Here is a 12,160-nt window from a genome sequence, read left to right as displayed (position 1 = left end):
AAGATATGATTTATTAAAATTGTCAGAAAAGACTATAAAAATAAATCCATGCCCGATAAAAACACAATGTAAAAATACGTATAGTTTTTAACGAGGATAAACAATATAAGGAGTGTAGTATGTCAGTATTAGAAATCAAAGACCTTCATGTGGAAATTGAAGGCAAAGAGATCCTAAAAGGTGTGAATTTGACCTTGAAAACAGGTGAAATTGCAGCTATCATGGGACCTAACGGAACAGGAAAATCCACCCTTTCAGCAGCGATTATGGGTAATCCAAGCTATGAAGTTACCCAAGGTGAGATTCTTTTTGATGGTGTAAACATTTTGGAATTAGAAGTTGATGAACGTGCCCGTATGGGACTCTTCTTGGCTATGCAATACCCATCAGAAATTCCAGGCATCACTAATGCAGAGTTCCTCCGAGCAGCTATGAATGCTGGTAAGGAAGATGAGGACAAGATTTCAGTTCGTGATTTCATCACTAAGCTGGATGAAAAAATGGAACTTTTAAACATGAAAGAAGAAATGGCAGAGCGTTACCTCAATGAAGGTTTCTCAGGTGGTGAAAAGAAACGTAACGAAATTTTGCAATTGCTTATGTTGGAACCGACTTTTGCACTTCTTGATGAGATTGACTCAGGGTTGGATATTGATGCGCTTAAAGTGGTTTCAAAAGGAATCAATGCTATGCGTGGCGAAGGCTTTGGTGCAATGATCATTACCCACTACCAACGATTGTTGAACTACATTACACCTGACGTTGTTCATGTCATGATGGAAGGACGTGTTGTTCTTTCAGGCGGACCAGAATTGGCACAACGTTTGGAAAATGAAGGTTACGTACAAGTAGCTGCCGAACTTGGCATTGACTACAAAGAAGATGACATTTAGGTCTTTGGAGGGATATATGACCAAAGATAGAATTCAAGAATTTTCATTAGAACAGGCAGAGCCAGTTTGGTTGACAGATCTCCGTCTCAAGGCCTTTGAAAAAGTATCCGAACTAGACTTGCCAGTTGTTGAGCGCGTTAAATTTCACCGTTGGAATTTAGGAGATGGACGTTTGGAAACCAATGATGCAATTGGTTCAGTTCCAGATTTTACAGAGCTTGGTGATAATCCAAAATTGGTGCAAGTTGGTAGTCAAACTGTTTTAGAGCAGTTACCGATGGATTTGGTGGAACAGGGCGTCGTCTTTACAGATTTTGCATCTGCCATGGATGTGATTCCAGATGTCATTGAGAAATACTTAGGTGCAGCTGCTGCCTATGATGAACACAAACTTTCAGCTTACAATACAGCCTATTTTAATGCAACTGCAATACTCTATGTTCCAGACCATGTTGAAATTGAGCAACCTGTTGAAGCTTTATTCTACCAAGACAGCACCAGTCCGGTTGCCTTTAACAAGCGGGTTTTAATCATTGCTGGGAAAAATACCAAGCTCAATTATTTAGAACGTTTTGAAAGTTTGGGCGATGGAAATGTGGCTAGTTCCGCCAACATTGTTGTTGAAATCATTGCACAAGCGGGGAGTCAAATTAAATTTGCTGCGATTGATCGCTTAGGAAAGCATTTAGATACCTATATCGCACGTCGCGGTTTACTTGGTAATGATGCAAGTATTGATTGGGCAATCGGCTTAATGAACCAAGGAAATGTCGTCGCCGATTTTGATAGTGACTTAAAAGGAAATGGAAGTCATGCGAACCTCAAAGTGGTAGCTTTATCATCTGGTCGTCAAGTGCAAGGTGTGGATACACGGGTAACCAACTTTGGCCATAATTCGGTGGGACATATTCTTCAACATGGTGTTATTTTAGAGAGTGGAACGTTAACCTTTAATGGGATTGGCCACATTATTCGTGGTGCCAAAGGTGCTGATGCTCAACAAGAAAGCCGTGTGTTGATGTTGTCGGATAAGGCGCGATCAGATGCTAATCCAATACTCCTTATTGATGAGAATGAAGTAACTGCGGGTCACGCGGCCTCCATTGGTCAGGTTGATCCAGAGGACATGTATTATCTCATGAGTCGCGGTTTGGATCGTGCAACAGCGGAGCGTTTAGTTGTTCGTGGTTTCCTTGGGTCTGTTATTACAGAAATTCCGGTGAAGGAAGTTCGTGATGAACTAGTCGCAGTAATTGATGAAATATTAACAAAGAGATAAGTTTATGAACGAATTGAATAGTATTAGCAAGGATTTTCCAATTTTAGACCAGTTTGTCAATGATGAGCCCTTGGTTTATTTGGATAATGCTGCGACCACCCAAAAACCTCAGCAGGTTCTAGATGTACTTGCTGACTACTATCAACAGGATAATGCCAATGTTCACCGAGGGGTGCATACCCTTTCAGAGCGGGCAACAGCTCGGTATGAAGCTGCTCGTCAAACGGTTGCAGATTTTATTCATGCAAAATCAAGCAAGGAAATTCTCTTTACTCGCGGAACAACAACGAGTTTAAACTGGGTTGCTCAGTTTGCTAGAGAAATTCTACAGCCAGACGATGAAGTAATCATTTCCGTCCAGGAGCATCATTCAAATATCATTCCTTGGCAACAAGCCTGTCAACAAACCGGTGCACATCTCCGATATGTTTATCTACGAGATGGTGAAATTGATGTAGAACACTTGAAATCACTTTTGTCTTCTAAAACTAAGTTTGTCTCCATTGCCCATATTTCCAATGTTTTGGGGGTAATTGCACCCATTAAGCAAATCGCAACTTTGGTACACGAAGTAGGAGCTTATGTGGTAGTGGATGGAGCACAATCAGCTCCACACATAGCTATTGATGTTCATGATTTAGATGTTGATTTCTTTGCTTTTTCAGGCCACAAGATGTTAGGGCCAACTGGAATAGGGGTACTTTATGGTAAGGAAGAGATTTTGAACCAGATGTCTCCTGTTAAATTTGGTGGTGAGATGATTGACTTTGTCTATGAGCAATCAGCTACGTGGAAAGAATTACCATGGAAGTTTGAGGCAGGAACTCCGAATATAGCAGGTGCGATTGGTCTTGCAGCAGCGATTGATTATTTGAATCAAATTGGTATGGATAGAGTTCGTGAGCATGAAGAAGAACTCATTACCTATCTTTGGCCGAAACTAAAGGCCATTCCTGGTTTAACAATATATGGAAGTCAGGATGTAGCCAAAAGAACTGGACTTGTTGCCTTTAACTTAGATCATCTACATCCTCACGATGTGGCTACGGCTCTGGATTATGAAGGAGTTGCCGTAAGAGCAGGACACCATTGTGCTCAGCCTCTCCTCAAGTATTTGCAGGTACCTGCTACAGTTCGAGCAAGTTTCTACATATACAATACAAAGGCTGATTGCGACAAGTTGGTCGAGGCTTTGATAAAGACGAAGGAGTATTTCAATGGCCTTATCTAGATTAGATTCTCTTTATATGGCAGTTGTTTCAGAACACTCTAAGTCGCCTCATCATCATGGAAGTTTGGACGGAGTGGAAAAGCTAGAACTTCACAATCCAACCTGTGGAGATGTGATCGAATTGTCTGTCAAAGTTGAAGATGGTGTTATAACAGACATTGCGTTTGATGGAGAAGGGTGCACTATTTCAACTGCATCGGCTTCAATGATGACGGATGCCGTTATTGGAAAAGAAAAGATACACGTGCAAGAATTAGCAGAAGTCTTTTCACAAATGGTCCAAGGTCAAAAAGATGAACGCCAAAAGGAACTGCAAGATGCCTCATTATTAGCTGGTGTCGCAAAATTCCCTCAACGCATCAAATGTGCTACTTTACCATGGAATGCCCTGGAGAAAGCACTGGAACGTAGTGAGAGTGCTGACTGAAGGGGGACTGCGACATGAGCGATTTTGGTCGATAATACCAAAATCAGCGAATTAGCTCCAAAGGTTCGGAGAACCTTTGGAAGTTGGAAATGAAGCGAACGTAGTTCGTGTCATTGATAAAACCTAACATTCTCTTTGCGAAACATGGATTCAAATAGCAAGTCCCAACCAAGTTTAGTGTCTTGAAGAAAGCACTGGAACGTAGTGAGAGTGCTGACTGAAAAACAATAAAATAACAAAAACGAAAATCATACAGAAAGGATTGTTCAGTTTCTGATTGGAAATGAAATTGAACTCGCCCTAAGAGCTCATGAAAAAAGATAAATCTCCTCGTGTGTTTGCACACGAAATCGATTCTCTATATTTCATTTGCTTTCTTAACGGGCTTAGTATCTTAAATTATGTCAGAAGAAAGAATTGAACCAACCCCGATTGATCTTGGGGAATACAAATTTGGATTCCATGATGAAAACGTGGAACTGGTGGCTTCGACTGGTAAGGGTTTGAACGAAGAAGTCATTCGTGAAATGTCCCGTATCAAAGACGAGCCTGAATGGATGTTGGAATTCCGTTTGAAATCCTATGAAACCTTCAAGAAAATGCCTATGCAGACTTGGGGAGCCGATCTATCCGAACTAGATTTTGATGATATTGTTTACTATCAAAAACCGTCGGATAAGCCAGCACGTAGCTGGGATGATGTGCCAGACAAAATCAAGGAAACCTTTGAACGCATTGGTATTCCAGAAGCTGAGCGCACTTACCTGGCAGGTGCTTCTGCCCAGTACGAATCAGAAGTAGTCTACCACAACATGAAGGAAGAGTACGACAAGCACGGCATTATCTTTACAGATACAGATACAGCGCTTAAGGAACACCCTGAACTCTTCAAAAAATACTTTGGAAAACTCGTTCCACCGTCAGACAATAAACTAGCCGCCCTCAACTCAGCGGTTTGGTCAGGCGGGACCTTCATCTATGTACCAAAAGGCGTTAAGTTAGATATTCCACTCCAAACCTACTTCCGTATTAACAATGAAGGAACAGGTCAGTTTGAACGTACCCTCATCATCGTAGATGAAGGTGCAAGCGTTCACTACGTAGAAGGCTGTACCGCTCCGACTTACTCAACGGCCAGCCTCCACGCTGCCATTGTGGAAATCATTGCCCATGAAGGTGCCTATATGCGGTACACGACCATTCAAAACTGGTCTGACAACGTTTATAATTTGGTAACCAAGCGTGCCCGTGCCGAAAAAAATGCCACAGTTGAGTGGATTGACGGTAACCTTGGTGCCAAGACGACCATGAAATACCCTGCGGTATACTTGGAAGGCGAAGGTGCCCGTGGAACTATGCTGTCAATAGCTTTTGCCAATAAAGGACAAGTCCAAGATACAGGTGCTAAGATGATTCACAACGCACCACGGACTTCATCTTCTATCGTATCTAAATCTATTGCCCGTGGCGGTGGCGAAGTAAATTATCGTGGTCAAGTAACTTTTGCTAAAAATTCAGCCAAGTCGATTAGCCACATTGAATGTGATACCATTATTATGGATGGAATTTCTAAATCAGATACAATCCCATTCAATGAAATTCACAACTCGCAGGTGGCCCTCGAACACGAAGCCAAAGTATCAAAAATCTCAGAAGAACAGCTTTACTACCTCATGAGCCGAGGTCTATCCGAATCCGAAGCCACAGAGATGATTGTCATGGGCTTTGTCGAACCATTCACCAAAGAACTCCCAATGGAATACGCAGTTGAACTCAACAGACTGATTGCCTATGAAATGGAGGGGTCGGTTGGTTAGATTTTTGGCAATTTAGCAAACATGAGTTTGCTAAAAGCCAAAAAATCTCCAACCGAGGTTGGAGATAAGGAGCGACGGAAGTCGCTCTTCTTTGTAATTCAGATAACCTTGTGACTCAAACAGCTTTAAAGCTGTTCAAGCCCGTCAAACTCCCCACTGAAGTAGGAAATAGGGAGCGACGGCAGTCGCTCTTCTTTATAAATTGACGAATGGAATTGTTACCTTCCACGCTCGTCGTTTTCTGTAAGAAAACGATATGTAGCTAGGAGTTTCGTAGAAACTCTCTCCAACCGAGGTGGGAGATAGGGAGCGATGGAAATCGCTCTTCTCTATAAATAACATAGTCTGGGAGACTATGTTATCCTACTGACGTCGCTTCCTGTAAGGAAGCGATATGTAATAATGAGTTCCGCAGGAACTCCCGCCAAGGAAGTAGGAAATATGGAGCGACGGGAGTCGCTCATAATAAAAAAACGCATAAAATCACCTGTTCTATGAAAGAACGATGGTTTATGCGTTTTTTTATACGAATTGTTTCAAAGTATGTTGAAAAATGAGCATCCCCATTTTAAAATGATTATAATTTTTCATTGACATATCTCACAAATTGATTCCACCAAGAGACTGGCCAAGGAGCTGTCTTGATTGTAGTTGGTATTGCCATATCAATTTGGGCTATGTTGTCAAGATAGCCTACACCTATTAAATCGTTATCAACAATTTTTAGTTGCCCCACAACAGTTCCAGACGTGATAGGTGCATCAAATTCAGTCTGATTAGAGGTGAAAGTGGCAGTAACAGGTTGTTCAGAGGTATTCTTTTGAATAGCAAGTAAGTCGGCGGTTGCAACGGCAGGACTGGATGCTTTAGTACCATTGAATAGTTTAACAGAGCTATTCTCAAAAGCTTCCCCTTTTTTTACGAGAGTAATAGCTGAGTAATTATTATAGACATAATTCATCAGGTTATTTGTTTCTACAAAGCGATTATCTGAATTTGTCAACCCATCAGTAGCATTTAGTACCACTGTAATAATTCTCATATTGGCTTGAGTTGTCGTGGCTACAAAACTTGATCCAGCTGAATTAGAAGTACCAGTTTTCAAACCATCAACACCACCACGAGCGTGAGTCCCCTCGCTAAGCATTTGATTTGTACTATAGTAGGTATATCCACCAAAATCGTAGGCATTCAATGAAGTGATATTTAAGACTTGGGGATAGTCCAGAATTAGACGTCTTGCAATAATTGCTACGTCTAAAGCTGAAAATTGATTGGAGTCATCAGGTTTTGAACCAGGGTAGATATTCTCCCCTAAGTCAGAATTGTCAAGACCAGAAGTATTGACTATCGTTGCATCAGTGATTCCCCATTCGGCAACTTTGGCTTTCATTTTATCAACAAACGCAGCTTCGCTACCAGCAATTTTCTCAGCTAAAGCAATAATCGCACTATTAGAAGAAGTAATCAGAGATGCATTCAGCAAATCGCTGACAGAATAAGAGCGGGCATCAAGGTTTACATTACTCAATTCTGTATTGGCAGTTAAGCTATATGGATAGTCTGATATATCCACCATAGTATCTAATTGAATCTCCCCTTTTTCTAAAGCCTCATAAACCAAGTAAACACTCAGCAACTTACTGATGGAAGCAATACTAGCAGGTGTTTGGGAATCTTGTTCATATAAAACCTTGCCTGTTGAAACTTCTACTGCAATAGCATGTTTGGCAGCTACTGAAAAATCCTCAGCAAGTACAGGGGTGATGCCAAGAAAAAGAGTGAACATAGTTAGCAGTGTTAAAAATAATTTACGCATTATGAATCCTTTAACCTCATTTCTTTACCATTATATCACAAGAATTGTGAGAAAAAATCTGAAAATATATAGAAAAAGATTAGAAAATACTGAAAACTCTTTTTTTTGTAAAATTTTCAAAAAAAAAAGACTTTCTTTTTAGTGAAAAAAATGGTATTATATTCTGTATAATAATAGGCGTAAGCTTATTAAATAATACAAAATGGAGTGTGTATATGAAACGAAATAAATTGTTTGCATTAGCAGGAATCACTCTGCTGTCAGCCTCGTTCTTGGTTGCATGTGGTTCAAATTCTAACTCAAATTCTGAAACTAGTACAACTTATTCTTATGTTTATACTGAAGATCCAACTTCTTTAGATTACATTGCTTTTAACCGTCAGCAAGTTTCTGATATTGTTACTAATATGGTGGATGGTTTGTTAGAGAATGACAAGTTCGGTAACATAATCCCCTCTCTTGCTGAAGATTGGAAGGTTTCAAAAGATGGTTTAACATATACTTATACTCTTCGTGAGGGCGTAAAATGGTATACAGCTGAAGGTGAAGAATATGCTGACGTGACAGCAAATGACTTTGTAACAGCTATTAAACATGCTGTGGATACACAGTCTGAAGGTTTATATATTATCCAAGATTCAATTGCAGGTTTAGATGACTATGTTAACGGTAAAACAAGTGACTTTGAAACTGTTGGTGTTAAGGCTTTAGATGACCGTACTGTTGAGTATACTTTGAGCCATCCAGAACCATATTGGAACTCAAAGTTAACCATGTCAATCATGTTGCCTGTAAATGCGGAATTCTTAGAATCAAAAGGTGAGGACTTTGGTAAAGTAGAGCCAGATGGAATTCTTTACAATGGTGCATACTTTATTAGTGCAATGACATCTAAATCTTCACTTGAATATACAAAGAATGAAAACTACTGGGATGCTGACAATGTTAAAATTGAGAATGTTAAGTTAACATATTATGATGGGCAAGATCCAGAATCTTTGGTAAGGGGCTTCACGGATGGAATCTATTCTAATGCTCGAGTATATCCAAATTCTTCTAGCTATTCATCTGTTAAAGAGCAATATGCTGATAACATCACTTATAGCCTTCAAGATGCAGTAGTATATTTCACTACTTTGAACTTAAATCGTTCAAACTATGGTCATACTGCAAAAACAACAGATGTTCAGAAAGAATCAGCTAGAAAAGCATTATTAAATAAAGATTTTCGTCAAGCCTTAACTTTCGCATTTAACCGCCAAGATTACTTAGCACAATCAGTTGGTGAGGACGCTGCAGATAAGCCATTACGCAACTTGATGGTTCCTCCTACTTTTGTAAGTGCAGGCGAAAAATCATTTGGTGATTTAGTAAGTGAAAAAGTAATTTCATATGGAGATGAGTGGGCAGATGTAGATTTTTCTGACGCTCAAAATGGTCTTTACAATGTTGATAAGGCAAAAGTTGAATTTGAAAAAGCAAAACAAACTCTTTCTGCTGAAGGTGTTGAATTCCCTATTCACTTAGATATGCCGGTTAACCAAAGTAGTGAGGTTAGTACACAACAAGCTGCTTCTTTGAAACAGTCTGTTGAAGCAGCATTGGGCACTGAAAATATTGTAATTGATCTTCAGATGATGGATACAGATACGTTTACAAACGCAGCTTTCTACACTGAAACACCGGATCAAAATGATTATGACATTACATACAGTGGATGGGGTCCTGACTACCAAGATCCGTCTACCTACCTTGATATATTAGAAACAACATCTGGTGCGATGACTAGCAAGTTGGGTGTTGATTCAAGTACGACTGATGTGATTAAAACAGTTGGGCTAGACAAATACGACGCGCTTCTTAAAGAAGCTTCTGATGAAAAACTTGATGTTGTAAAACGATATGAAAAATATGCCGAAGCTCAAGCTTGGTTAACTGATAGCGCGATTGTAATCCCGTATATGTCATTAGGCGGTTCTCCTAGTGTATCTAAGGTTATTCCTTACACAGCATCTGTGTCTGATATTGGTATCAAAGGCGGTGGCTCATTCTACAAATATATGGAAGTGGGCACTGAAGTAAACAAGGCAGAAGATGTTTATGCTAAGCGTGAAAAATGGTTAAAAGAAAAAGCTGAGTCAAATGCTAAAGCGCAAGAAAAACTTGCTAACCATGTAGAATAATAAAGAACTTTTTCAAGAGGACTTTCTCTACTGTGTTTGGAGAAGGTTCTTTTGAAATTTGGAGAGGAAAAAACTAAATGAAAAAGTATGTTTTCAAACGTGTCCTACGTTCGTTATTCTCTCTTTTTATGGTTACCACTTTGATCTATTCGATCATTTATACAATGGTTCCTAGAAAGAAAATTTTTGAAAAGGATGCGACATACACTAAAATGGCTAAGGATCCGGACAGTAAGACTGACTATGTCAATACTGTCTATGAGAAAATGGGTTATATTGAATATCTAAATCCTAAAGAGTTACAAGAAGCAACTGTTGAGGTTGATAGTAGTGTGACTGTAGAACCTACAGATACTAATAAAAAAATATACGAAGAGTATGTCGTCGAGCTAGGAAAAAACTGGGTACTTCATCAATTTGAGGGAAGCCAGTCTTTTTATGCGACTCGAGAAATACCGATTTATGAGCGAGTAATTGATTTCTATGGAAATATGTTCGAGTTTGATCATATCAATAAGGTTCAAGACCCGGAAAATCCTGATTTAGAACGTTACATTCGCTTTGAAAATGATCCTGCAATTGGTTGGTCACTTGTGGGTTCTGGGACTGAACATAAGTATCTGCTTTACTTTAACTCACAATTTCCATTTATTCATCAAAATTTTGTCAATCTAAACCTTGGTGTATCCTATCCAACATATGCAAATGTTGAAGTACTTGACGTTTTAACAAATGGTCAGGGGAAAACAAACTCAACAGATGTGACTTTCCCAACTGGTGAAGTAAAGAAATCGTCTATTAATATCTATAGCAGAACCTATAAGTCACCGAGTGTTGCAGATGCCAAGGATAAAGCAAATTTTGGAGATGATCCATATACTGCAACAAAGAGTCGATATAAAGATCCATCTATGATAGTCAACTCTTCAATAATTGGGCTAATTAGTGTATTTATAACATATATACTTGGTATTCCATTGGGAATACTTATGGCAAGATTTAAAAATAGAGGTTTTGATGTTGTTACAACAGCGATTTTTAGTTTCCTAATGGCACTTCCTAGTCTTGCATTCATTTATATATTCAGATTTGCTTTTGGTCAGATTTTTAATCTACCTGATACTTTTCCAGTCCTTGGTGCTTCTGATCCGAGGTCATACCTATTTCCTGCTGTTTTATTAGGATTATTAAGTACACCTTGGACAGCAATTTGGATACGTCGTTACTTTATTGATTTACAAAATAGCGATTATGTGCGTTTTGCAAGAGCGAAAGGATTATCTGAATCTGAAATTTCACGAACACATATTTTTAGAAATGCGATGGTCCCAGTTATTCATAGTGTACCAGCAGCGATTGTTGGTGTAATTGTTGGGGCAACACTTACTGAATCAGTATTTGCATTTCCTGGGATGGGTAAAATGTTGATTGATTCAATTAACGTTAGCAATAATAGCATGGTAGTTGCATTATCATTTATATTTGCAGGTATCAATATTTTTGCGCTATTATTGGGTGATATATTAATGACTTTAGTTGATCCACGAATAAAACTTGATGTGAAAGGGGGCAAATGATGTCAACAATTGATAAAAGTAAATTTCAATTTGTAAAACGTGATGATTTTGCCGCGGAGGTAATTGACACACCTGCCTACTCATATTGGAATTCTGTATTTCGACAGTTTCTAAAGAAAAAATCAACCATTGTAATGTTAATTATTTTGGTAGCCATCGTCCTTATGAGTTTTATTTATCCCATTTTTGCAAATTATGATTTCAATGATGTAAGTAAAATTAATGATTTCAGCGCTCGTTATAATTGGCCAAATGCCGAGTATTGGTTCGGAACTGATGCAAATGGACAGTCTCTATTTGATGGGGTTTGGTATGGAGCAAGAAATTCAATTTTGATTGCACTTATTGCGACTGTTATTAACCTTGTTGTTGGTGTCATCCTTGGGGGAATCTGGGGTGTATCAAAGACTTTTGATAAAATAATGATGGAAATTTACAATGTCATATCAAATATTCCATCACTAATGATTTTTATTGTAATGTCATATGCTCTTGGAGCTGGCTTCTGGAATTTGATATTAGCATTTTGTTTAACAGGATGGATTGGTGTAGCGTTTTCAATCCGGATCCAGATTATGAGATATCGGGATTTGGAATATAATTTGGCTAGTCGCACGCTCGGTACTCCAACTTTTAAATTAGTAGTAAAAAACCTATTGCCACAATTGGTATCTGTGATAGTAACACAAGCCTCACAAAGTTTACCAAGCTATATTTCAATGGAGGCCTTCCTTTCATACTTTGGAATAGGGCTCCCTGTGACAACACCAAGTTTAGGTCGACTGCTTTCTAAATATGCTCAAAATGTGACAACCAAACCATACTTGTTTTGGATTCCTTTAACAGCGTTAATCTTAGTTTCGCTATCACTCTTCATTGTTGGACAAAATTTGTCTGATGCAAGTGACCCACGTACACATAGATAAGGAGAAAA

The 12,160-nt window shown here is 38.9% G+C and carries 9 protein-coding genes; 8 read left to right on the top strand and 1 reads right to left on the bottom strand.

Annotated elements, in window-relative coordinates:
• Window positions 1-119: 119 nt before the first annotated feature.
• The 5 genes from sufC to sufB all read left to right on the top strand — a co-directional run bounded on the left by sufC (window position 120) and on the right by sufB (window position 5,647).
• Window positions 120-893: a Fe-S cluster assembly ATPase SufC gene (gene sufC / locus D2A30_08505; GenBank protein ULL21611.1), complete on the top strand. Its 774-nt coding sequence runs from the start codon at window positions 120-122 to the stop codon at window positions 891-893.
• Between the two features lie 16 nt (window positions 894-909).
• Window positions 910-2,172, top strand: coding sequence for a Fe-S cluster assembly protein SufD (gene sufD, locus D2A30_08500; protein ID ULL21610.1), 1,263 nt, complete (start codon window positions 910-912; stop codon window positions 2,170-2,172).
• A gap of 4 nt (window positions 2,173-2,176) precedes the next feature.
• Window positions 2,177-3,403, top strand: coding sequence for a cysteine desulfurase (locus tag D2A30_08495; GenBank protein ID ULL21609.1), 1,227 nt, complete (start codon window positions 2,177-2,179; stop codon window positions 3,401-3,403).
• Window positions 3,390-3,830 carry an SUF system NifU family Fe-S cluster assembly protein gene (locus D2A30_08490; GenBank protein ULL21608.1) on the top strand — a complete coding sequence of 147 codons (441 nt, stop codon included), beginning with the start codon at window positions 3,390-3,392 and terminating at the stop codon, window positions 3,828-3,830. The genes D2A30_08495 and D2A30_08490 overlap by 14 nt, the downstream gene beginning before the upstream one ends.
• Window positions 3,831-4,231: 401 nt before the next feature.
• The gene (sufB, locus tag D2A30_08485; GenBank protein ID ULL21607.1) at window positions 4,232-5,647 is read left to right on the top strand and encodes a Fe-S cluster assembly protein SufB; all 1,416 of its coding nucleotides are present in this window, start codon (window positions 4,232-4,234) and stop codon (window positions 5,645-5,647) included.
• A 577-nt stretch (window positions 5,648-6,224) separates the two neighbouring features.
• On the opposite strand, the gene D2A30_08480 is transcribed toward sufB, so the two are convergent.
• Window positions 6,225-7,466 carry a D-alanyl-D-alanine carboxypeptidase gene (locus D2A30_08480; GenBank protein ULL21606.1) on the bottom strand — a complete coding sequence of 414 codons (1,242 nt, stop codon included), beginning with the start codon at window positions 7,464-7,466 and terminating at the stop codon, window positions 6,225-6,227.
• Window positions 7,467-7,681: 215 nt separating this feature from the next.
• Here D2A30_08480 and D2A30_08475 point away from each other — a divergent pair, with 215 nt between their 5' ends.
• The 3 genes from D2A30_08475 (at window position 7,682) to D2A30_08465 (ending at window position 12,152) form a co-directional block, all read left to right on the top strand.
• The gene (locus D2A30_08475; protein ULL21605.1) at window positions 7,682-9,649 is read left to right on the top strand and encodes a peptide ABC transporter substrate-binding protein; all 1,968 of its coding nucleotides are present in this window, start codon (window positions 7,682-7,684) and stop codon (window positions 9,647-9,649) included.
• 77 nt (window positions 9,650-9,726) lie between these two features.
• A complete protein-coding gene (locus D2A30_08470; protein ID ULL21604.1) occupies window positions 9,727-11,226 on the top strand; it encodes an ABC transporter permease in 1,500 nt (499 codons plus the stop codon).
• Entirely contained in the window at window positions 11,226-12,152 is a 927-nt protein-coding gene (locus D2A30_08465) for an ABC transporter permease (GenBank protein ULL21603.1), read from the top strand. The genes D2A30_08470 and D2A30_08465 overlap by 1 nt, the downstream gene beginning before the upstream one ends.
• The last annotated feature ends 8 nt before the right edge of the window (window positions 12,153-12,160 follow it).

Source organism: Streptococcus suis, from assembly GCA_022354845.1.
Taxonomy (GTDB): domain Bacteria; phylum Bacillota; class Bacilli; order Lactobacillales; family Streptococcaceae; genus Streptococcus; species Streptococcus suis_AA.
This window is presented reverse-complemented; position numbering and strand designations above follow the sequence as displayed.

What these genes read in the sequence shown, in the direction of transcription:
- D2A30_08480 (ULL21606.1), bottom strand. Translation starts at nt 7,466, where the DNA reads ATGCGTAAATTATTTTTAACACTGCTAACTATGTTCACTCTTTTTCTT.
- D2A30_08470 (ULL21604.1), top strand. Translation starts at nt 9,727, where the DNA reads ATGAAAAAGTATGTTTTCAAACGTGTCCTACGTTCGTTATTCTCTCTT.
- D2A30_08475 (ULL21605.1), top strand. Translation starts at nt 7,682, where the DNA reads ATGAAACGAAATAAATTGTTTGCATTAGCAGGAATCACTCTGCTGTCA.
- sufD (ULL21610.1), top strand. Translation starts at nt 910, where the DNA reads ATGACCAAAGATAGAATTCAAGAATTTTCATTAGAACAGGCAGAGCCA.
- D2A30_08465 (ULL21603.1), top strand. Translation starts at nt 11,226, where the DNA reads ATGTCAACAATTGATAAAAGTAAATTTCAATTTGTAAAACGTGATGAT.
- D2A30_08495 (ULL21609.1), top strand. Translation starts at nt 2,177, where the DNA reads ATGAACGAATTGAATAGTATTAGCAAGGATTTTCCAATTTTAGACCAG.
- sufB (ULL21607.1), top strand. Translation starts at nt 4,232, where the DNA reads ATGTCAGAAGAAAGAATTGAACCAACCCCGATTGATCTTGGGGAATAC.
- D2A30_08490 (ULL21608.1), top strand. Translation starts at nt 3,390, where the DNA reads ATGGCCTTATCTAGATTAGATTCTCTTTATATGGCAGTTGTTTCAGAA.
- sufC (ULL21611.1), top strand. Translation starts at nt 120, where the DNA reads ATGTCAGTATTAGAAATCAAAGACCTTCATGTGGAAATTGAAGGCAAA.